General features: G+C 66.5%; 21 protein-coding genes. 18 read left to right on the forward strand and 3 right to left on the reverse strand.

Features of this window, described 5'->3' with window-relative positions:
- Nucleotides 1–37: 37 nt before the first annotated feature.
- The 12 genes from WHH00_RS02010 (at nucleotide 38) to WHH00_RS02065 (ending at nucleotide 11,910) form a co-directional block, all read left to right on the forward strand.
- On the forward strand, nucleotides 38–1,123 hold the full coding sequence (locus WHH00_RS02010) for an ABC transporter substrate-binding protein (RefSeq protein ID WP_406636092.1): 1,086 nt from the start codon (nucleotides 38–40) through the stop codon (nucleotides 1,121–1,123).
- Nucleotides 1,124–1,171: 48 nt separating this feature from the next.
- Complete coding sequence (locus tag WHH00_RS02015; RefSeq protein WP_406636094.1) at nucleotides 1,172–2,296, forward strand: ABC transporter ATP-binding protein; 1,125 nt, start codon at nucleotides 1,172–1,174, stop codon at nucleotides 2,294–2,296.
- A complete protein-coding gene (locus WHH00_RS02020; RefSeq protein WP_406636096.1) occupies nucleotides 2,293–3,213 on the forward strand; it encodes an ABC transporter permease in 921 nt (306 codons plus the stop codon). Before WHH00_RS02015 ends, WHH00_RS02020 begins: the two co-directional genes overlap by 4 nt.
- 2 nt (nucleotides 3,214–3,215) lie before the next feature.
- Entirely contained in the window at nucleotides 3,216–4,046 is an 831-nt protein-coding gene (locus WHH00_RS02025) for an ABC transporter permease (protein WP_350005088.1), read from the forward strand.
- Nucleotides 4,047–4,332: 286 nt separating this feature from the next.
- A complete protein-coding gene (locus WHH00_RS02030; RefSeq protein WP_406636098.1) occupies nucleotides 4,333–5,121 on the forward strand; it encodes a LamB/YcsF family protein in 789 nt (262 codons plus the stop codon).
- Nucleotide 5,122: 1 nt separating this feature from the next.
- Nucleotides 5,123–5,854, forward strand: a complete 732-nt coding sequence (locus tag WHH00_RS02035; RefSeq protein WP_406636100.1) for an allophanate hydrolase subunit 1 — start codon at nucleotides 5,123–5,125, stop codon at nucleotides 5,852–5,854.
- Nucleotides 5,851–6,858 (forward strand): biotin-dependent carboxyltransferase family protein, encoded by a 1,008-nt coding sequence (locus WHH00_RS02040; RefSeq protein WP_350005097.1) that lies wholly within the window; start codon nucleotides 5,851–5,853, stop codon nucleotides 6,856–6,858. The genes WHH00_RS02035 and WHH00_RS02040 overlap by 4 nt, the downstream gene beginning before the upstream one ends.
- A 55-nt stretch (nucleotides 6,859–6,913) precedes the next feature.
- A complete protein-coding gene (locus WHH00_RS02045) occupies nucleotides 6,914–8,254 on the forward strand; it encodes an MFS transporter (protein WP_231457142.1) in 1,341 nt (446 codons plus the stop codon).
- A gap of 70 nt (nucleotides 8,255–8,324) precedes the next feature.
- On the forward strand, nucleotides 8,325–9,074 hold the full coding sequence (locus WHH00_RS02050; RefSeq protein ID WP_231457143.1) for an SDR family oxidoreductase: 750 nt from the start codon (nucleotides 8,325–8,327) through the stop codon (nucleotides 9,072–9,074).
- Between the two features lie 36 nt (nucleotides 9,075–9,110).
- Complete coding sequence (locus WHH00_RS02055; RefSeq protein ID WP_406636103.1) at nucleotides 9,111–10,055, forward strand: 2-hydroxyacid dehydrogenase; 945 nt, start codon at nucleotides 9,111–9,113, stop codon at nucleotides 10,053–10,055.
- On the forward strand, nucleotides 10,052–10,822 hold the full coding sequence (locus WHH00_RS02060; protein WP_231457145.1) for an SDR family oxidoreductase: 771 nt from the start codon (nucleotides 10,052–10,054) through the stop codon (nucleotides 10,820–10,822). Before WHH00_RS02055 ends, WHH00_RS02060 begins: the two co-directional genes overlap by 4 nt.
- The gene (locus tag WHH00_RS02065; protein ID WP_406636105.1) at nucleotides 10,822–11,910 is read left to right on the forward strand and encodes an L-idonate 5-dehydrogenase; all 1,089 of its coding nucleotides are present in this window, start codon (nucleotides 10,822–10,824) and stop codon (nucleotides 11,908–11,910) included. The genes WHH00_RS02060 and WHH00_RS02065 overlap by 1 nt, the downstream gene beginning before the upstream one ends.
- A 65-nt stretch (nucleotides 11,911–11,975) precedes the next feature.
- On the opposite strand, the gene WHH00_RS02070 is transcribed toward WHH00_RS02065, so the two are convergent.
- Both WHH00_RS02070 and WHH00_RS02075 read right to left on the reverse strand, forming a co-directional pair.
- Nucleotides 11,976–13,685, reverse strand: a complete 1,710-nt coding sequence (locus tag WHH00_RS02070) for a DUF5671 domain-containing protein (RefSeq protein WP_406636107.1) — start codon at nucleotides 13,683–13,685, stop codon at nucleotides 11,976–11,978.
- Nucleotides 13,682–14,146, reverse strand: a complete 465-nt coding sequence (locus tag WHH00_RS02075; RefSeq protein WP_350005645.1) for a hypothetical protein — start codon at nucleotides 14,144–14,146, stop codon at nucleotides 13,682–13,684. Before WHH00_RS02075 ends, WHH00_RS02070 begins: the two co-directional genes overlap by 4 nt.
- Nucleotides 14,147–14,326: 180 nt before the next feature.
- Here WHH00_RS02075 and WHH00_RS02080 point away from each other — a divergent pair, with 180 nt between their 5' ends.
- Both WHH00_RS02080 and WHH00_RS02085 read left to right on the forward strand, forming a co-directional pair.
- Nucleotides 14,327–14,968, forward strand: a complete 642-nt coding sequence (locus tag WHH00_RS02080; protein ID WP_350005643.1) for an NAD(P)-binding domain-containing protein — start codon at nucleotides 14,327–14,329, stop codon at nucleotides 14,966–14,968.
- Nucleotides 14,968–16,113, forward strand: coding sequence for a phospholipase (locus WHH00_RS02085; RefSeq protein ID WP_406636110.1), 1,146 nt, complete (start codon nucleotides 14,968–14,970; stop codon nucleotides 16,111–16,113). Before WHH00_RS02080 ends, WHH00_RS02085 begins: the two co-directional genes overlap by 1 nt.
- Nucleotides 16,114–16,244: 131 nt before the next feature.
- Here the strand turns inward: WHH00_RS02085 and WHH00_RS02090 are convergent, their stop codons facing one another.
- Complete coding sequence (locus WHH00_RS02090; protein ID WP_350005639.1) at nucleotides 16,245–16,649, reverse strand: Hpt domain-containing protein; 405 nt, start codon at nucleotides 16,647–16,649, stop codon at nucleotides 16,245–16,247.
- Between the two features lie 229 nt (nucleotides 16,650–16,878).
- Between WHH00_RS02090 and WHH00_RS02095 the strand changes: the two genes are divergently transcribed.
- The 4 genes from WHH00_RS02095 (at nucleotide 16,879) to WHH00_RS02110 (ending at nucleotide 19,916) form a co-directional block, all read left to right on the forward strand.
- Entirely contained in the window at nucleotides 16,879–17,679 is an 801-nt protein-coding gene (locus WHH00_RS02095; protein ID WP_406636112.1) for an oxygenase MpaB family protein, read from the forward strand.
- On the forward strand, nucleotides 17,672–18,589 hold the full coding sequence (locus tag WHH00_RS02100; RefSeq protein ID WP_406636114.1) for a DUF817 domain-containing protein: 918 nt from the start codon (nucleotides 17,672–17,674) through the stop codon (nucleotides 18,587–18,589). The genes WHH00_RS02095 and WHH00_RS02100 overlap by 8 nt, the downstream gene beginning before the upstream one ends.
- The gene (locus WHH00_RS02105) at nucleotides 18,586–19,383 is read left to right on the forward strand and encodes a GNAT family N-acetyltransferase (protein WP_406636116.1); all 798 of its coding nucleotides are present in this window, start codon (nucleotides 18,586–18,588) and stop codon (nucleotides 19,381–19,383) included. The genes WHH00_RS02100 and WHH00_RS02105 overlap by 4 nt, the downstream gene beginning before the upstream one ends.
- Before the next feature lie 86 nt (nucleotides 19,384–19,469).
- Nucleotides 19,470–19,916 (forward strand): VOC family protein, encoded by a 447-nt coding sequence (locus WHH00_RS02110; protein WP_406636118.1) that lies wholly within the window; start codon nucleotides 19,470–19,472, stop codon nucleotides 19,914–19,916.
- Nucleotides 19,917–19,928 lie beyond the last annotated feature (12 nt).

The following is a 19,928-nucleotide window of genomic DNA, read 5'->3' on the forward strand; positions in this document are numbered from 1 at the left end:
TCACCATCCCGGATTCTTCTTGAGAAAGAGACAGCAAATGCGAGCAACTATCAAAGGCAAAATGGCGGCCGTGGCCGCCCTTTCCGCAGCGGTTCTGGTCCTTTCCGGCTGCGGGGGCGGCAGCGAGGCAGCCGGCAGCGACGGCAGCGCCACCTCGGGGGAAGTGAACCTCATTGCCTACTCAGGCGTCTGGCAGGACCAGTACACCGCTGCAGTGATTGAACCCTTCCAGGCCAAGTACCCGGACATCAAGATCAACTACGCCTCCAAGCGGTCCTCCGCCGAGATGCTTAGCGCCCTCCAGGGCCAGAAGAACAACCCCGCCACCGACGTCGCCATCATGGACAACTCCGTGTCCACTACCGGCAACAAGCAGGGCCTGTTCGAGAAGGTAGACGAGGAAAGCGTCCCGAACCTTGCCAACGTCCCGGAAAAGTTCCGGGACAAGGAAGGGTACGGTCCCGTAGCCATGCTCGACGCCGTGGGCCTGGTGTACGACACTGCCACGTTCCCCGAGGCCCCGGACAGCTGGAAGGTCCTCTGGGACCCGGCCTACGCCGGCAAGATCAACGTCAACGCCCCGCCGTCGCTGCTGGGACTGTCCCTGACCGCCATCACCTCCAAGATGGAGGGCGAGGACTACACCCAGGGCATTGACTCCGCCGTGACCCGCCTCAAGGAAATGGCGCCGGGCGTCCAGACGTTCGCACCCAATCCGGACGAATACCAGAACGTCATTACCGGACAGACCGTCCTTGGCCTTGGCCAGAACGCCCGCGGCCAGTTCTACAGCGACCAGAGCAACAAGAAGATGGGCGTCACCTTCCCCAAGGAAGGCACCGTCTACCAGATCAACACCATCAACCTGGTGAAGGACGCCCCGCACTCCGAGGCTGCCAAGACCTTTGTTGACTACGCACTGTCCGCAGAGGCACAGACGGCCTTCGCCAAGGCACTGTTCTACGCACCCTCCGTCACCAATGCTGAACTGCCCGCCGATGTGAAGGACCGCGTGGTTCCCACCGACGGCTCCCTCAACATCGTCCCGCTGGACGTCGAATTCCTGTCCTCGGCCCGCGACAAGTGGACCGACACCTGGAAGCGCCAGATCATCACCAACTAGCGCCTGCCGGCGCCCCCTCCCCAACTTCCCTTCAGGAGAACTGAAACCGTGACTGAACCCAAACTGTCGATCGTTGATCTGACCAAAAGATACGCAGCAGATCTTGACCCCGCCGTCGACCGCCTGAACATGGAAGTTGAGGAGGGGCACCTGGTGGCACTCCTCGGTCCGTCCGGCTGCGGCAAGACCACCACCCTCCGGATGGTTGCCGGCCTCATGGATCCAACCGCCGGCTCCATCGTGGTGGACGGCAAGGAAATCACCCACACGCCGGTGAACAAGCGCGGGATGGGCATGGTGTTCCAGTCCTACGCCCTGTTCCCGCACATGAACGTGGAGCAGAACGTGGCCTTCGGGCTGGAAATGCGGCAGGTTTCCAAGACTGAGCAGAAGGCACGCGTTGCGGCCGCCCTGGACATGGTCCAGCTGGGCCACCTCGGCAAGCGCCAGACCAAAGAGCTTTCCGGCGGCCAGCAGCAGCGCATCGCCCTGGCCCGTGCCCTGGTGGTGGAGCCCACCCTGCTCCTTCTGGATGAACCGCTGTCCAACCTCGACGCCAAGCTCCGCGAAACCATGCGCACCGAAATCCGATCCATCCAGCAGCGCACCCGGGCAACCACGCTCTTCGTCACCCATGACCAGGACGAGGCCCTGGACATGGCGGACCGGATCGCCGTGATGAACGGCGGCCTGATCGAGCAGTTCGGCTCGCCCACCGAGGTGTATGAGCGGCCCCGCACGCACTTCGTCGCCAACTTCATTGGCCAGGCCAACTTCCTGGCCGCCCGCGTCGGCGGGGAGACGGGACGGGCGAACCTGGCAGGCGAAAGCTACTACAAGGTGGAGGTGGACGGCCTGGGCCAGTTCGGCGCCATCGGGTCCACCGGCCTGTCAGGCAGCAGCCACGAGCTGGTCATCCGCCCGCACCGGCTCAACGTGTCCCTGCATCCCGGGGCGGCGCAAGAACCCCTCGCAGGCACCATCGAACGGGTGAGCTACACCGGTGACGCTCTGGCCGTCGCGGTCCGCGTCGGGGACCAGCAGCTCAACGCGCAGATGCTGACCAGCAGCGGTGACCTGCCCCGCATCGGAGACGCCGCCTACCTCTCCTGGGCAGCCGGCGACGCCTACCTCCTCCCGGCAACCGCCCAACCGGAGAGGCTGGCAGCATGACGGTCCTGGAAGCCCCCGCCGCGCCGGAACGGCCAAGGGCCCGGGACGAAGGGCAGCTCGAACGGGCCACTGAACGGCGCAACCGGCGCACGTACCTGGCGCTGCTGCTGCCGGGCCTGCTCGGCCTGCTGGTCAGCTTCGTCTTCCCGCTGGCGTACATGGTCCGGATGTCCTTCAACCAGGGCGCACCGGACGGTGTCATCGTTGAGACGTTCACCCCGGACACCTACATCCAGCCCCTCACCGATCCGTACTACTGGCGGGTCACGCTGGATACCTTCCAGATGGGCGTCACCGTCGGCATCCTCTGCGTCATCGTGTCCTACCCGGTAGCCCTCTTCCTCGCACGGAGCACCAGCAAATGGCGCGGTCTGCTCATTGCCATCGCCATCGCCCCGCTGCTCACCTCCGCCGTGGTCCGCACCTACGGGTGGATGGTCATCCTGGGAACCAACGGGCTGATCAACTCCTCGCTTGACGGCCTGGGCCTGATCGACACGCCCCTGAAGCTGACTAACAACATGACCGGCGTGACCATCGGCCTGGTGGAGATTTTCATGCCGTACGCGATCCTGGCCATGATCTCCGGGTTCGGCAGGCTTAGCCCCCAACTGGAGGAGGCAGCCGGTTCCCTGGGAGCCAGCAAGTTCAAAGTCTTCACCCGGGTCACGCTGCCGCTGTGCCTGCCAGGCCTCCTGACCGCCTTCCTGTTGGTCTTTGTCCTCTCCATTAGTACCTTCATCACCCCGCGGCTCCTGGGCGGCGGCAGCGTGCAGGTCCTGGCCACGGAGATCTACGACCAGACCACCGGCTTGCTCAACTGGCCGTTCGCCGCCGCCCTGTCCGTCATCCTGCTGGTGCTCTTCGGCCTGATCATCGCCGTCTACCAGCGCCTCACCAAGAAAATCGGAGGCTGACCGTGAGCAGTGCCAACGTAAGCAGTGCCAAAGTCTTCAAGCCGCGCTTCAATCCCGCCAAACCCGCCTTCGGCGCGCTGGTGTTCCTGCTGTACCTGTTCCTGCTGGCACCGCTGCTGATTGTCTTTGTGGTGTCCTTCGCGTCCAACCAGTACCTGTCCTTCCCTCCGGAGGGGCTCACCCTGAAGTGGTACGAAATGCTGCCCCAGGAAAGCACGTTCATGGAGGGCATGAAGGTCAGCCTGATCGTGGCCGTCATTGTCACGCTCATTGTCCTGGTGCTGGGGGTGCCGGCCGCGCTGGCGCTGGACCGCTTCGAGTTCAAGGCCAAGGCCGCCGTGCAGTCGTTCTTCCTCTCGCCGCTGCTGATCCCCAGCATCGTCCTTGCGCTGGGCATGGTGCTGCTCTTTGGTCCGCTTGAACTCAACAACACCTACGCGGGCATCATCATCGGCCACGTGGCCATCACCATCCCGTTCGTCATCAGGACCACGTTGATGAGCCTGGCCACCACCGACACTTCCTGCGAGGCGGCCGCCCGCATCCTGGGGGCCGACTCCTGGACCGTGTTCCGGCGCGTGACACTCCCGATCATCCAGCCAGGGGTGATCGCCGGCGGCGTCATCGCCTTCATCGTCTCCTTCGATGAAGCCGTGATCTCGCTGTTCGTGGCCGAATCAGGCCTGCCAACCCTCCCCGTGCAGGTGCTGAGGTACGTGGAAAACTCCGCGGATGCCGCCGTCGCCGCCCTTTCCGTCATCCTCATCCTCATTTCGCTCGCCGTGGTGGTGGTCGTGGAGCGGGTCATGGGACTCCGCAAAGCCCTGCGCTGATTCGTCCGTCCCTTCTGCCCGCACAACGAAACAGTCCTGCCCGGTCCGCACAAGCGGGCCGGGCAGGCCGCCGTCCACATAAGTGCCGGGTCATAACCGGCACCTATCCCGTGACACCGATTACGTCTTTGTGTGATCAAAGTCCCGGTGTCAGACTTTTTCTACAAGCCCGGGTAATCCGGGCTCCGGGACCCAGGCCGCCTCCGGCGGGTCCACAGACTTCCGCTTCCGGCAGCTGCCGCTTTCCCTGGCCAGCGCCGCGCCACCACCCCCAAGGAGGGCTCTCATGGGACCCATCGTTGATCTCGTTGCAGATCTTGGAGAAGGCTTTGGCACGTACTCCATGGGCGACGACGCGGCACTCCTGGAAGTAGTGTCCAGCGCCAACATCGCCTGCGGCTTCCACGCGGGGGACCCTGACATCATGAACGCCACGGTCGCCGAGTGCGTGCGCCGCGGCGTCAGCATCGGGGCACACCCCAGCTTCCCGGATCTGCGCGGGTTTGGCCGCCGGGCCATGGACCTCACCGCTGACGAAGTCCGTAATGACGTCCTGTACCAGTTCGGAGCCCTGGCCGCCTTCGCCGGCTACCATGGCGCCGCCGTCGTACACCTCGCACCGCACGGACGCCTGGGCAACCTCGTGGCCACCCGTCCGGACTACGCCCAGGCCGTGGCTGACGCGGCCGCACGCATCAGCCCCGACCTCATTGTCCTGGCCCAGGACGGCGAACTCGCAGACGCCGCAAAAGCGCGCCAGCTGCCCGTGGGCATCGTGGGCATCGCAGACCGCGCCTACCAGGCAGACGGCACCCTGGTGCCGCGCAGCCAGCCGGGCGCCGTCATCCACGACCCCTCGGCCATCGTTGACCGCACTGTCCGCATGGTCTGCGAGGGCCTGATCGAGACTGTCGCGGGAACCGACCTGCCGATCACCGCGGACACCATCCTGCTGCACGGGGACACTCCCGGAGCTGTCCAGCTGGCGCGGCAGGTCCGCGCGGAACTGGAACGCGCCTGCGTCACCATTGCGCCGCTCACCCAGGTCCTCGCAGCCAAAGTGGAAGCTGCCTGACATGACCGCCATAAACACGCCAGCGCTGCCTCCGGTGGAGGTTTTCGAATCCGGGGACGCTGCCCTGCGCGTCGTCGCCTCGTCCACAGACCGGGAGGCCAACTGGGCCGCCGTCCACGCCCTCGCCGAATGGCTGGACGCTGCCGGTGCCGACGGCGTCCACGGTGCGGTGCCGACATACGACTCCCTGCTCGTGGAATTCGACCCCGGCGCCACCTCCGCCCGCCAGGTCCGGGCCTTCGTGCAGCTGGGCTTGCGCCAGCTCGAATTCACCGGTGCCCGCGCCCGCGCACCCCGCGAGTTCAGTGTCCCGGTGGTTTACGGCGGCGAGTATGGGCCGGACCTGGAGCGCGTTGCGGAACAGCAGCAGCTCCCGGTGGAGGAGATCATCCGGCTGCACACCGCCAGGGCGTACGTGATCCGCTGCCTGGGCGCTCCGGCCGGTTCGCCCATGATGGACGGGCCTGATTTCCCCTTCCCCGTCCCGCGGCTGAAGGATCCCCGGCTGTCCGTCCCCGCAGGTGCCGTCTCGGTGGCCGGTCGGCAGGCTGTCATCGCCCCTGCTGCCGCGCCGGGCGGCTGGTGCGTCATCGGCCAGACCCCGCTCTCCATCCTCGACGCAACGGCCGAGCCGCTGGTTCCCTACGTGCCGGGCGACCTGCTGCGGTTCCACCGGATCCAACCCCAGGATTTCGCCACATACGCCGGCCGGAAACTGGAGGCAGCCCGATGAGCCTGGTCATCCAGCAGCCCGGCAACTCCGTGGTCACGGACCTTGGCCGCTTCCGGGGACCCCGGTTCGGGCTGCCCGTGAACGGCGCGCTGGACCAGTTCTCAGCCCGTGCAGCGAACATCCTCGCCGGCAACGCGGACAACTCCCCGCTCCTGGAAATCACTGCCCTCGACTTCCGGATGCGCGCCACCACGGACATCCTCATCGCTGTCACCGGCGCACCACTGCACCTCACAGTGGGCGGGCGCGAGTGCCAGCAGTGGGAGCCAGTATCCGTGCGGGCGGGGGAGACGGTGGCACTGCGCCGGATCGACGGCGGCCTCCGGGCCTACGTGGCGGTCCACGGCTCAGTGCACGCACCGGTCCTTCTGGGCAGCTGCGCGCCGGACACCGTCGTTGGATTCGGGCTGCGGCTCACGGAAGGCACTGAGCTTAGGACATTCAAGAGTGTCCCGCCCATCCGGCAGCCGTACTTCGACCTCCCACTGTTCCGTCTGGGCCTGACCCGGCCGGAGTTCCACAGCACCGCGGTGGTGGAAGTAACGGACGGTCCGGACGTGGAAGAGTTCGGGGATACCGCGGACCTGCTCTACAACAGCGAGTACACCGTCAGCGGCCGGAGCAACCACATCGGGCTGCGGCTTGGCGGGGCGCTTCCGGAACGCCAGTCCACCGCCGAGGTGCTCTCCCGCGGCGTTCCGGTGGGAGCAATCGAAGTGCCCTCCCGGGAGGAACTCCTAGTGCTGCACCGCGGGCGCGGCGTCACCGCCGGCTACCCTGTCCTGGCCGTGGTCACCAGCCGTTCACTCGATGTCCTGGCCCAAGCCAGGCCGGGCCATAAGATCCAGTTCAAAAAAACTTCCGTCCCGGAAGCTACAGCGAAACACCGCGCGGCGCTGAGGGAACTGGAAACCCTCCGCTCCACGGTGGGCACCGTGTTCTCCCTCCTCGGCGTGGGCGGACCTCCGGGCCCGCCCCGGCTCGCACCAGCCGCCGGAAGCTGAAGACCCTCGCTTCCCCCGAAAAGCATTGTTACCATCCCCTTAAGTAAGGAAAGCCATGTCCACCTCTACGCATGCGGCCCAGCCGCACCAAGAGCGGCTCAGCAGCAAGCAGACCCGCAAGGTCGTCACGGCCGGCTGCGTCGGCATCTTCGTGGAACTCTACGACAACGGCATCTTCGCCTTCATGGCCGGAACGCTTGCTCTCGTCTTCCTGGCGCCGGGGAACCCGGACAACGCCCTGCTCTTCGTCTTCGCCGGCTACGCCGTCTCCTTCTTCGTGCGGCCGCTCGGTGCCGTCGTCTGCGGGTACCTGGGTGACAGGATCGGGCGGCAAAAGCTGCTCGTCTTCGTCATCCTGCTCATCAGCGTGGCAACCGCAGGCATAGGCCTGCTGCCTCCTTACGCCGCCATCGGCGTCGCGGCCCCCATCCTGCTGGTGCTGCTCCGCATGCTGCAGGGCTTCTCCGTGGGCGGCGAAGCCGCGGGTGCCATGACGTTCCTGGCTGAACACGCCCCCGAAGGCAAGCGCGGCGTCATCACCTCCTACGCGCAGATCGCGTCCTTCGCAGCACTGTTGACCGGCACCCTGGTTGCCTACTCCATGTCCCCCTGGCTCACGCAGGAAGCGATCGACGGCGGCGGGTTCGGCTCGTTCGCGTGGCGTATCCCGTTCCTGGTGGCCATCCCCATGGGCATCATCGGCTGGTACATCCGCAAGGCCATCAGCGACACCCCCAACTTCGAAAAGCTCAAGGAAGAGGGCGGGCTGTCCGCCAACCCGCTCAAGGAAGCCTTCGCCTCCGCCGAGCACCGCCGTGCCATGCTGCTGGCACTCTTCATTCCGCTGATGAACGGCTCCGGCTACTACGTCCTGTTCTCCTACATGCCCACCTTCCTCAAGGGCAAGCAGCTGAATTTCACCATCGGCGAGGCGCTGCTGGTCACCGCCTGCAGCCTGGTGGTCATCTGCATCGCCATCCCCTTCATGGGCGCACTCTCGGACCGCATCGGCCGCAAGAAGGTCATCGCCGGCTCCGCCATCGCCATGGCTGTCCTGGGCATCCCTTCGTACGCGCTGATTGCCACCGGCGAGATGGCACTGGCCATCCTGGGCGCCTCCATCATGGCTGTGGTCTTCGCCGGGCACACCGCGGTGATCCACATCCTGATCGTGGAGCTCTTCCCCACCCGCGTCCGGTACTCCGCATACGGCCTGGGCTACAACATCTCCTCCGCACTCTTTGGCGGCACCGCGCCGCTGCTGATGACCTGGCTGATCTCGTCCACCGGCAACATCTACATGCCAGCCTTCTACGCGGTCATCACAGCCTTGGGCACGCTGGCCGCCGTCAGCACGGTCAAGGACAGGGCGCACCTGCCCCTTCGCGACGCCTGACTTTCCACTTCATTTCACCGAATTTCCACCACCTGCGCAGCACGCCGCTGCACCTTCCTAGGAGACTTCCATGTCCTTTTCCGATTACTCAACGGCCCTCGTCACCGGTGCCTCCACCGGCATGGGCGCCGCGATCGCCGAACGCCTGGCCAAGCGCGGACTCACCGTCCACGCCCTGGCCCGGAACGAGGACCGCCTGAAGGAACTCGCGGACAAGACCGGCGCGGTGCCCCACGTGGTGGACCTGACGGACACCGCAGCGCTGACCGCCGCCGTCGGAAACCTCCAGGTGGATGTCCTCGTCAACTGTGCCGGTGTTTCCCGGCCCGGCAACATCCTGGACTCCAGTGAAAGCGATATTGACGAACTCGTGGACGTCAATCTCCGCGGACTGCTCCAGCTGACCCGGCTGGTGCTGCCGGGCATGGTGGAGCGCGATCTGGGGCACGTCATCAACGTCAGCTCCATTGCAGGCACCTACAACTTCTACGGCCACACGGTCTACCACGCCACCAAGGCCGCGGTGCACCAGGTCTCCCGCCAGCTCCGCAACGACACCGTGGGCAAGCGCATCCGGGTCACCGAAATCTGCCCCGGACGCGTGGAGACTGAGATCTTCGGCCGGAACATGGGCGGCACCCCTGAGGCGATGGAGGAAGCGTGGAAGACGTACTACGAAGGTTACGAGTCACTTACCACCGATGACATCGTCAACGCCATGGATTACGCCATCGAAACGCCCCGGCACGTGAATGTTGGCATGCTGGAGCTTATGCCCACGTTCCAGGTCCCCGGCGGCCTCACCTTCGACCGCCGCTAGCCCCAGCACTCCCGTCCCAGATTGATAGGTTTCCCGATGCAAACAGTCCGCACCGTCAGCTTCCCCGACCAGCAGCTCCTCGATGATCTCTCACCCCTGCCCGACGGGCTGCGGGGCGTCGTCTGGGACCTGCAGGAGGATCCCGACGGCGGGACGCTGGCCGGGATCGACGGCGTCATCCTGCCGTACATCAACGCCGGCGCGGTCCTGGGTTCCCTCGCCAAGGTTCCCGGGCTGAAGTTTGTACAGACGCAGTCCACCGGGTTCGACGGCGTCATTGAGGCTGCGGGCCCGGCGGCCGGCGTCGCGAACGCGTCGGGAGTCCATGCGGCGGCGACGGCGGAACTGGCCATCGGGCTCATCCTCGCCAAATTGCGCGGCATCGACCAGGCCGTCCGGGACCAGCAGTATGGGCTGTGGAAGCCGGAGCGGCGCCAGTCCCTGGCGGACCGGCGGGTGCTGCTGGTGGGGGTCGGCGGAATTGGCCACGAGATTGCACGCCGGCTTGAGCCGTTCGAAGTCACCGTCACGCGGGTGGGGAGCTCGGCCCGGACGGACGAGCACGGCAAGGTCCACGCGTCCTCGGACCTGACAGCGCTCGCCGCCACGCACGACATCCTGGTGTCGGTGCTGCCCCTGAATGATCACACGCACCAGCTGATCGGCGAGGAGGTCCTGGCTGCCCTGCCCGACGGCGCCCTGGTGGTGAATGTGGGCCGAGGCTCGGTGGTGGACACCGCTGCGCTGACCAAGGAAGTCCTCTCCGGCCGCCTGCAGTGCGCCATTGACGTCGTCGATCCCGAGCCGCTGCCGCAGGACCACCCGCTATGGTCCACGCCCAACGCCCTGATCACCCCCCACGTGGGCGGCAACGCCTCGGCGTTCCAGCCACGGATCCTCAAACTCCTGCGGAAGCAGCTCGAGGCGCTCGCCGCGGGCCAGGCCCCGGCCAACCTGGTACAGGCAGGTCCCTTCGCATGAGTTCGCTTTTTGACCTGACGGGCCGGGTCGCCCTGGTCACCGGTTCCAGCCGGGGGATCGGCAACGCGCTGGCCAGGGCATTGGCCGACGCCGGGGCAACAGTTGTGCTGAACGGCATCAACGGGGAGCGGCTCAAGGATGCCGCCGCAGCAATGGCTGCCGACTTCGCACCCGGGCGCATCCACAGCGTCGCCTTCGACGTCACGAGCGACGCCGAGGCGGCGCGCGGCATCGCGTGGGTGGAAGAGCACGTGGGCCCGCTGGAGATCCTGGTGAACAACGCGGGCATCCAGCACCGGGTGCCCATGCTGGACCTGGACGTGAAGGACTGGGAACGGGTGATCTCCACGGACCTGACCAGTGCTTTCCTGGTGGGCCGCGAGGCGGCACGCTTCATGATTCCGCGCGGCCACGGCAAGATCATCAACATCTGTTCCGTGCAGACAGACCTCGCCCGCCCCACCATTGCGCCCTACATCGCGGCGAAGGGCGGGCTGCGCAACCTGACCCGTGCCATGACTGCTGAGTGGGCGGCCTCCGGCCTTCAGATCAACGGGATCGCGCCGGGGTACATCCACACCGAAATGACCCAGAACCTGGTGGACGACGAGCAGTTCAACTCCTGGATCCTGGGCCGGACCCCGGCCAACCGTTGGGGAACCGTCCAGGATCTTGCCGGGCCCGCCGTGTGGCTGGCATCCAGCGGTTCGGACTTCGTTAACGGGCAGACCATTTTTATCGACGGCGGAATGACGGTGGTGGTCTGATGCTGACCAATATAGACCTTTCCTCCCCGGTCCTTCCCGTCACAGGCCCGGCGGTGGTGGCCCATGCCGCCGGAGACCTGCGGATCGACGAACTCACCCTCGCGGCTCCCGCCCCTGATGAGGCCGTGATCGAGGTGCACTACGGAGGGATCTGCGGCTCCGACCTGCACTACTGGCTGCACGGCGCCGCCGGTGAATCAATCCTGAAGGCACCTCTGGTGCTCGGGCATGAGATTTCGGGGACGGTGGTCAGGGCCGCAACTGACGGAACCGGACCAGCCGCCGGTACTCCGGTGGCAGTCCACCCGGCAACACCCGGTCCCGGCGCTGCACGGTATCCGGCGGACCGGCCCAACCTCTCGCCAGGCTGCACCTACCTGGGCAGCGCCGCGCGGTTCCCGCACAAAGACGGCGCGTTCAGCCGCTACGTAAACCTCCCCACCCGGATGCTCCGGACGCTGCCGGAGGGCATCGGCCTGCGCACCGCAGCCCTGATCGAGCCCGCCGCCGTGGCCTGGCACGCAGTGTCGCGGGCAGGGGATGTTGCCGGGAAGTCCGCGCTGGTGATCGGCAGCGGCCCCATCGGCGCCCTTGCCGTCGCAGTCCTGAAGCGGGCGGGCGCAAGCCGTATCACCGCCGTCGACATGCATGAAAAGCCGCTGGACATCGCGAAAGCCGTGGGGGCGGACTCGGTACTCGCAGCCGGTGACGCCGAGGGGATCGCCGCCGTGGAGGCCGACGTCGTGATTGAATCATCCGGCAACCATCATGGCCTCGCCTCCGCCATCCAGGGCGCAACCCGCGGCGGCACCGTGGTGATGGTGGGGCTGCTGCCCACCGGCCCGCAGCCGGTGCTGATCTCCCTGGCCATCACCCGGGAGCTGGAGCTCAAGGGGTCGTTCCGCTTCAATGACGAGATCGACGACGTTATTGCCGCCCTGGCGGACGGCTCACTGCAGATCGACCCCGTTATTACGCACGAATACCCGGTAGGGGAGGCCCTGGAAGCCTTCGGCGTGGCGCGCAACTCGGCTGAGTCCGGGAAGGTGCTGCTGAGTTTCGGCGAAAACCGCCCAGCCTCCGCCTAGAGTTTTTGTCCAGATATGTGGGGATAAGTGCCGCTGAAACCTGCATATCTGGACAAAAACTCCCGCTATTTTGGCGGGCTGTGCAGGGGTATGACTTCCAGCCTGCCGTGGCCCACGAGTACCAGTGCGTGCTGCGCCGTGACTCCGTCCAGGGCGGCCGCCACCTGACTCACCGTCTCAGCCGGCGCTTGGGAAGCTGCCCCCGGCAAAGCCGTGCCCGACGCCGGAAGGCCCGTACCGCCGTCGTCCGCCCGAAGCCAGACGGTAACCCTGGCGCCACCCGTAGCCTCGGCAACGCCTCGTGCCAACGCGTCCGGGTCCGGGTGCTGCCCGATGACCAGGGTGACCTGCTCGATGGTCCGTTTCCTGGCCGGCTCGGCGGCCGCGAGGAGGCCCCGGTCGTGCCGCCACAGGGCGAAGTGGTACCCGGCCACAAGGGCGGCTGCCACCAGGAGCCCGAACGGGGCGCGGATGCGGTCCAGGAGGCTGCCGCCCGTGACGTCTCCGAGCAGGAACTCGAAGACCCGGTAGCCGATCACCAGGAGCGTAATAAGCGCCACCACGGCGCTGACGCCGAAGAACGCGATGAGGTACACGCGGCGTCCGGGCGGGATGGCGTCGGCGGCCTGCGGCTGGTACCGGGGCTTCCACGCCAGCCACCAGACCGGACCGCCCACCAGGAGGGAACTGATGCCGCCAAGGAGCAGGGTGCGTGTGGCCCCTCCCGCCAGTGGTGAGACGGCGGCTGCCAGCAGCGCGTTCACCACAACGCCCACCCCGGAAGCGGATGCCGCCAGGGCAACCGCGGACGTCACCAGGAGGCTTGCCCGCGTGGTGGCTGAGGACCGGCGGATGGACGCGGTGCGGTGGTAGCGCCACACCACCGCCCCCACGAGTGTTGCGGCCACGGCCGGTGCCAGCGGCTCCAGCAGGTCGTTCAGGCGGTCGTCCCGGTCGAACGCCAGCCGCAGGAACACGAAAAGGACCACGCCGGCCCCGCCAAGGGCGGTGATGCCGGCCGCGAAAACGCCGACGATGATCATGATGCTGTCAACCAGGTTGGTTTGGAAGCGGCGCCCGCCCTCCCTGAACCAGTGCCACCACCAGATGACGGTTCCGCCCGCCGCCCACACCAGTGAACGGAGCACGGAGTACCACCACGGCTCAACGGTCACGGTCAGGGGGAAGCCCCGGATGGCGACGTCGAGCAGGCCGCTGAGCGCGGCGATGCCGGCACCGGCGCCGAGCAGCAGGCCGAATACAGAGCCGACGACGGCGCGCACGTCGTCCAGGTGGACGGTGGGCTTCCGGGGGTGCTTCCACATCCACCGGTGCCATGCCCAAATGGCGGCCCAGGCGATGCTGTTGGCAAGCGCCGGCGCCCAGTCACCGTCCCGCTGCCCTATGAGCGAGGCCGCCATCCCCAGCAGCGAGGTGGTGAAGACAATGAGGGAAACGCCGTACATGGCGGTGATGTAAAGGCCCCACCCGGCGGATGTGCGCTCGGCCTCGTCGTCCAGCCTCCGCCACACAAACCACCACAGAAGCAGGGCGAGCGGGCCGCCGATCAGGGTGAAGGCCAGGGACCGGGCGAGCCCCGCGACATCGGTGGATGCCAGGACAGCACCTGAGGTGAACAGCCGCTCCAGCAGCCCGCTGAGGCCGCTGGCGGCAATCACCACCAGGGCAAACAACAGGGCGTACTGGATGAGCCGCCGCAGTGTCACCTGGGCGAGTCCCGCCGTCGAAACCGTCATGCCGGCCGGGGCGCTCATGGTTTGACCAATGTTCCGGTACATGCCATCAGCTGGTACGGCGCTTGGCTGATCTTCCAGTCTCCATCCGCCTTCACCAGGCTGAACATGTCCTCCGACTCGTACTCGGAGGGGCCGAAGGGTCCGTCCTGGGACGAATTGACGATTGAGACCCGCACGGTGGCCGACTGGTCCCGCTCCGACGTGGACACCAGGACCACGCGGGCGGGCCGGGGCTCACCGTAGTACGAGCCGCGGCAGATGGTGCGGGCGGAGTCCGTGAGGTAGGTTTCGGCCGTTTCGAGGTCGCCGTCGATGACCGCAGTGCTGTACCGCTGGACAACTCCCGCCGGGCTGGCCTCGTCCAATGGTTCCGGCTCTCCCCGGGAAAACACCACGGCAAGCGCCACCACCACCAGCAGTCCGACGACCCCCAGCAGCACGAGGAGGAGCCGGTCCGGTTTTCGCGCTGCATCAGTCATGGCGCCAGTATGCACTGTCCCCAGCACTTTTTTCTGGTGTCTTTAGGCCCAAAATAATTACTTGACACTTCAACTAAGCGCGCGTACATTTAGTTGTAGCTTCAAGTAGTAATCCACAAACCGGCAGAACAGAACCCCATGAAAAACCTCCTGGCCCGCATCTTTGGAAAGAAGAATCCCATGACTGACATCACCATCATCGGCAACGGCAACATGGCCCGCGGCATCGCAACCCGGGCCCTGGCAGCAAACAAGACCGTCGAAATCCTCAGCCAGGACGCAGGCAAGGCCCAGGCCCTCGCCGCCGAACTGGGTGCCGGCGTCGCCTCCGGCACCACGGCGCAGGATCCCCGGGGCAGCATCGTTGTCCTCGCCGTGCCCTTTGGGGCCGCCAAGTCCGTCGTCAGCACCTACGGTGCAGCGCTGGCAGGGAAGACCATCGTGGACATCACCAACCCGGTGAACTTCGAAACCTTCGATTCTTTGGTGGTGGAGCCGGGCACGTCCGCCGCAGAGGAAATCGCCGCGCTGGCACCCGCAGGTGCAAGCGTGGTCAAGGCCTTCAACACCACCTTCGCAGGCACCTTGATGGTCGGGGAATCGGACGGCCAGCCACTCGACGTCTTCATCGCAGGCGACGACGACGCAGCCGCCCGCGCGGTCAGCGGTTTTGTCAGCGCCGCCGGGATGCGCCCCCTGGTCGTGGGGCCGCTCAAGCGCGCCCGTGAGCTCGAAGGCTTCCAGTTTGTCCTGATGACCCTGCAGGCCAACCCTGAATTCGCAGACTTCAACTGGGACACCGGGCTCAAGGTCACCAACTAATGAACATCCCGCACGTGGTTGCGACCGCCGGATCGTCGGATCCGGCGCAGCCGCTGGTGGTGTTGCTGCACGGCAGGGGTTCAAATGAACGCGAGATCATGGGTCTTGCAGAGCACCTGCCCACCGGCCCGGCCTACGCGGCTGTGCGGGCTCCGATAGCTGAAGGTGGCGGCTACGCCTGGTTCCGGAACCGTGGCATCGGCAGGCCTGTCGAGGAGTCGCTGACCGAGGCGATGGCCTGGTTCCGGAGCTGGCTTGACGCCGTTGCTCCGGCCGGCCGGCCCGTGGTGCTGGTGGGATTCAGCGGGGGAGCGGCGTTCGCCGGTGGCCTGCTTCTTTCCGACCCGCAGCGCTTTGCCGGCGCGGCGATCCTGTACGGCACCCTGCCCTTCGACGCAGGGGTGCCACTCTCCGTGGCTCGCTTGACCGGGGTGCCCGTCTTCGTTGCGCAGGGCGAGCGGGACCGGGTCATCCCGGCAGACCTGCTGCGGCGGACGTGGGATTACCTCCTCACGGAGTCCGCCGCCCCAGCCTATGCCCGCCGCGATCCGGGTGGTCACGGAATCACGGGTGAGACGCTGGCCGAGCTCGGCGGCTGGATCCGTGAACGGCTTGCGTTCCTTGCCCGGTCGCGCGCCAATGGCGGCACTGACGTAAAGGCCGTGTGGACCGGGATGCGGGACGAGAGCCTGCCGCTTCGTGTTGGACATCGTCCGCAGGTGTCATGGACTATTCCGCAGGAACAGCGAAGCGACAACGCGCCGCGGGAGTTGCAGGACAAACTGCTGTCCCGCATCAGCACACTGGCCGGTGTTTCCACCCGGCAGTCTGCCATTTCGGTCCCCGGAGCCACGGGACTCATGCTGGGCCCCGCTCCTTCTGCAACTCCGGACGGCTTCCTGGTGCCGTCCGTGGGGGAGTTCGCCCATCAGCATCCCGCCCACGACGGCTCACTCCACGTTGCCTTGCCCCCGGTACTGGCCGCGGAAGCGGTAGCGAAGGGCTGGGCGGTTGCCCATCCACTGGCCGGCGTCCGGCTCGCCAGTGGCATGGTCCTGGTTTATGGTCCCCGCGACGACAGCGAACTTGAGACGGTTGCAGCCATCGTCCAGACCAGCCACTACTACGCCACACTGCAGGTCTGACGGCCTTGGACCGGGCCGGCACCGGCAGGCCAGGCCCAACTGGAACGGACGACGGCGGGAGGTTCCGCCGACGTCCGTTGCTGTTCCGGGGCGCCGCGTTAGTTCGCGGGACATAGTGGCGTGCCGCCGGTTCAGGGCCCCTTCCTCAGGTGGTCCTGCAGGACATAGATGGTGCGCTGGGCGCACTGCTTGAGCCGCCGCAGGTGCTCCGCCGCAAGCCGGGGCAAAACAACGGCCGGGTCGGCGGTCCTGGCTTCCTCCCGCAGTGATCCTTCGAGATCCAGGGCGAGGGCGGCGAGCCTCTCCGCGCCCACCATCTGGCTGGAAGTCTTGAGGCTCAGGACCGCATCCATGGCACCCGGCAGATCGCCGGTAGTCAGGGCAAGCCGTACCTTTTGCAGCCTCTCGGGCATCTGCGCGATGAAGGCCTCCACGAAGACCTTCCACACGCCCTCGTCATCCTCGAGTTCGTTGCGCAGCCGCTCCAGCACTGCCGGGTCCAGGAGGGGAGGGACGTTCCCGTCGGGCTGGGTCATGTCGGTGCCTCGATGCAGCCCATGACCCCCCTCGCAGCAGAGATTCCCGCGGTGATGCCCGCGGGCTTTCGTAGGACGCTACGGGCAGCGACGATGGAGGGCACGAGTGGTGGGTACTCGATTTTCGGCGGGCGTTGCTCGTGCTGGCGATGTCAGGTTCGCTGGCCGGTCCAGGTAGGGCGGTTCCCGGCCCGGCGCCATCCTTTGGACCCTCCGGTACCCTGATGGAATGGCGCAGGAACTTGCGGACCTAAACGCTGAGGTCATCCTGCTCGCGGGAGCGGGACGGGCCATTCTGCTGCAGCTTGCGGACCCGGGCGTGGGCCGCGGCGTTGCGGAGCACAGCACCTTCACGGACCGCCCGATCAACAGGCTCAAGGGCACCCTGACCTATGTATATGCCGTCACCTACGGGACGGACGAGCAGGTTAAAGAGGTCCGGCGCAGGGTGAACCGCGCCCACGTCCCTGTCCGCCGGGACGCTGATCACGAAACGCCCGGCTACAACGCCTACGACCCGCAGCTGCAGCTGTGGGTCACGGCGACGCTTTACGACACCGCGCTGGTCATCATCGAGAAAATCTACGGTCCGCTCGACGACGAGTCCGCCGATGCCATGTACCGGGACTACGCGAAGCTTGGGACAGCCCTGCAGCTTCCGCTCGACATGTGGCCGAAGGACCGTGCGGCGTTCAACCGGTACTATGACGAACGCATGGCCGGCCTCCGGGCGAGCGACGCCGCCATCCGCGTGGGCCGCGGGCTCCTGTACCCACAGCATGCCGCACTCTGGTACCGCGCCATCATGCCGTTCGCCAGGTTCCTGACGGCCGGCCTCCTCCCGGACCATCTGCGCGATGACTTCGGCCTGCCGTGGAGCGGACGCCATGAGCGCCGGTTCCACCGCACCATGAAAGCGCTCGCCGTGGCCTACCCCAAGCTGCCGCAGGGCCTCCGGCACTGGTTCAAGAACTACTGCCTCTCGGAGCTGGACACTTTCTCCCGCCGGGCAGGGCGCGTGAGTGCTTAGCTCCACGCCGCTGGAGGCGCGGCTTGACGAACGGGCGCGCCGCTTCCTGGCCAGCGCACCTGCAGGCCGCATCCGGCCCAAGCTCACCGAATTCGTGGTGTTCGGCCTGAAACAGGCCTGGGCGTGCATCTTTGGTGCCGCCCTGCTCGCGGTGCTTATGGCGGCGCGGCTGTGGTACCCGGACGGGGCCGGACTGGCAAGGAACGACTTCCTGACCCTCGCCGCCGTCGTAATCCAGATCCTCATGATCGTGTTCAGGCTGGAGACCCTGAAGGAGTTGCGGGTCATCATCCTGTTCCACCTGGTGGGGACGGTCATGGAGCTTTTCAAGACCGACGCCGGCTCCTGGTCCTACGAGGCCGAGGGCTTCCTGCGGGTCGGCGCTGTTCCGCTCTTCAGCGGCTTTATGTACGCGGCCGTTGGCTCCTACATGGTCCGCGTCTACCGGCTGTTCGACTTAAGGTTCGCCCACTATCCCCGGCGCTGGGTTACGGCGGCCGTGGCCGCGGCCATCTACGTCAACTTCTTCAGCCACCACTACATCTGGGACGCGCGCTGGGTGCTGCTCGCCGCCGTCGTGGTTGTCTTTGGCCGGTGCGTGATGCACTTCCGGGTGTTCCGGAAGCATCACAGGATGCCGCTGCTGGTCGCCTTCCTGCTGGTGGCGCTGTTTATCTGGGTGGCCGAGAACATCGCAACCTGGTCCGGCGCGTGGCTGTATCCCGGCCAGGTGGACGGCTGGGAGCCCGTTGGGTTGGAGAAACTCGTGGCCTGGTTCCTGCTGATGATCATCTCAGTGGTCCTGGTGGCATGGGTCTACAAACCTCAGCCGCCCGGGGAGGAAACCCCGGATGGGTCCGATGCGGCCAAGCACCCGAACCCTGCGGCCACCAGTAAACTCGCGGAATGAGTGAATCCGCACGGTTCCTGGCTGCCTACGATGACCAGTTGCGCACGGATGCCGAGACACCAGGCGCCGCCTCGGTGACAAAGCATGGCCCGTTGCACCTCGGGACATTCCGCGACGGCCGCGGATTTGTGACGTACCGGGACCTTGGGGATGCAGGCTCGGACGCCATCCGCCGGCTGGTCCGTGAGGCGGTGGACCACTTCCTGGCTGATCCCGGAGTCACCAGGGTGGAATGGAAAACGCGCGGCCACGACCACGCTCCCGGGCTGCATGGGGCGCTCCTGGAGCACGGCTTTGTTCCTGATCCGCCGGAATCCATCATGATCGGCAGCGCACAGGCACTCAGCGTTCCCGTACCGGTGCCCGACGCGGTGGTGGTGCGGCAGGTGGTGGATGAGCAGGACGTCCGGGCGATGAGCGCCATGCAGGATGAAGTTTTTGGCGATCCGGTCTCGGACGGGATGGCCGATGCCCTGCTGCACCGGCTCTCACTCGATGACGGGATGGAGCTGTGGGTGGCCGAGGCGGACGGCCGGATTGTCAGTGCCGGCCGCCTCGAACCGGTGGAAGGCACCGCCTTCGCCGGGATCTGGGGCGGCGCCACTCGCCCGGAGTGGCGCGGTCGCGGGATCTACCGGGCCCTGACCGCGCGCCGGGCACAGTCGGCACTCCGCTTGGGCAAGACCCTCATCCACAGCGACTCGACCGAATTCTCACGGCCCATCCTGGAACGCTCAGGACTGGTCAAGGTCTCAACCACCACTCCCTACCGCTGGCGGCGCGAGGGCAGCTGACCGCCACCGGCGCGCCAACCCAGCCGGCTGGCCTGCAGCCGGGAGTCGTCCCCAGGTGCACCGCGCGCCGTCTGTATGCTGGGCAAATGACGGCACCCCAGATCTATGTCAGCTTTCCCGGCACAGCCCGTGAAGCCTTGAGTTTCTACGCGGAGGTCTTCGGCGGGGAACTTTTCCTGCACAGCTATGAGGACTTCGGGCGCAAGGACGGGCCGCCGGAAGCTATAGCCCACGGAGTGCTCAAGGGCGTGGTTGCCGTGGCGGGCTCGGACGCGGCGGAAGGGCAGAACAGCGTCCGCCTTGAAGGGGTCATGCTATCCCTGCTGGGGACAGCCGAACCGGAAGTCCTCCACGAGTGGTTCGACAAGCTTGCCGTGGACGGACGGGTGGTGGACCCGCTCGGTCCCAAGCCCTGGGGCGCATCGGACGGGCAGGTGATCGACCAGCACGGCCTCCACTGGCTCATCGGCTATGAATCCGGGCTTGAGCCGGAGGAACCGGCGGAACCGGCCCAAGAGGGCACGCCCGCCTAGCCCGTATGGTGC

Origin of the sequence: Pseudarthrobacter quantipunctorum (assembly GCF_045291495.1) — a bacterium.
In the GTDB taxonomy this organism is placed as follows: domain Bacteria; phylum Actinomycetota; class Actinomycetes; order Actinomycetales; family Micrococcaceae; genus Arthrobacter; species Arthrobacter quantipunctorum.

What these genes read in the sequence shown, in the direction of transcription:
- WHH00_RS02010 (WP_406636092.1), top strand. Translation starts at nt 38, where the DNA reads ATGCGAGCAACTATCAAAGGCAAAATGGCGGCCGTGGCCGCCCTTTCC.
- WHH00_RS02020 (WP_406636096.1), top strand. Translation starts at nt 2,293, where the DNA reads ATGACGGTCCTGGAAGCCCCCGCCGCGCCGGAACGGCCAAGGGCCCGG.
- WHH00_RS02030 (WP_406636098.1), top strand. Translation starts at nt 4,333, where the DNA reads ATGGGACCCATCGTTGATCTCGTTGCAGATCTTGGAGAAGGCTTTGGC.
- WHH00_RS02035 (WP_406636100.1), top strand. Translation starts at nt 5,123, where the DNA reads ATGACCGCCATAAACACGCCAGCGCTGCCTCCGGTGGAGGTTTTCGAA.
- WHH00_RS02040 (WP_350005097.1), top strand. Translation starts at nt 5,851, where the DNA reads ATGAGCCTGGTCATCCAGCAGCCCGGCAACTCCGTGGTCACGGACCTT.
- WHH00_RS02045 (WP_231457142.1), top strand. Translation starts at nt 6,914, where the DNA reads ATGTCCACCTCTACGCATGCGGCCCAGCCGCACCAAGAGCGGCTCAGC.
- WHH00_RS02050 (WP_231457143.1), top strand. Translation starts at nt 8,325, where the DNA reads ATGTCCTTTTCCGATTACTCAACGGCCCTCGTCACCGGTGCCTCCACC.
- WHH00_RS02055 (WP_406636103.1), top strand. Translation starts at nt 9,111, where the DNA reads ATGCAAACAGTCCGCACCGTCAGCTTCCCCGACCAGCAGCTCCTCGAT.
- WHH00_RS02060 (WP_231457145.1), top strand. Translation starts at nt 10,052, where the DNA reads ATGAGTTCGCTTTTTGACCTGACGGGCCGGGTCGCCCTGGTCACCGGT.
- WHH00_RS02065 (WP_406636105.1), top strand. Translation starts at nt 10,822, where the DNA reads ATGCTGACCAATATAGACCTTTCCTCCCCGGTCCTTCCCGTCACAGGC.
- WHH00_RS02070 (WP_406636107.1), bottom strand. Translation starts at nt 13,685, where the DNA reads ATGAGCGCCCCGGCCGGCATGACGGTTTCGACGGCGGGACTCGCCCAG.
- WHH00_RS02075 (WP_350005645.1), bottom strand. Translation starts at nt 14,146, where the DNA reads ATGACTGATGCAGCGCGAAAACCGGACCGGCTCCTCCTCGTGCTGCTG.
- WHH00_RS02080 (WP_350005643.1), top strand. Translation starts at nt 14,327, where the DNA reads ATGACTGACATCACCATCATCGGCAACGGCAACATGGCCCGCGGCATC.
- WHH00_RS02085 (WP_406636110.1), top strand. Translation starts at nt 14,968, where the DNA reads ATGAACATCCCGCACGTGGTTGCGACCGCCGGATCGTCGGATCCGGCG.
- WHH00_RS02090 (WP_350005639.1), bottom strand. Translation starts at nt 16,649, where the DNA reads ATGACCCAGCCCGACGGGAACGTCCCTCCCCTCCTGGACCCGGCAGTG.
- WHH00_RS02095 (WP_406636112.1), top strand. Translation starts at nt 16,879, where the DNA reads ATGGCGCAGGAACTTGCGGACCTAAACGCTGAGGTCATCCTGCTCGCG.
- WHH00_RS02105 (WP_406636116.1), top strand. Translation starts at nt 18,586, where the DNA reads ATGAGTGAATCCGCACGGTTCCTGGCTGCCTACGATGACCAGTTGCGC.
- WHH00_RS02110 (WP_406636118.1), top strand. Translation starts at nt 19,470, where the DNA reads ATGACGGCACCCCAGATCTATGTCAGCTTTCCCGGCACAGCCCGTGAA.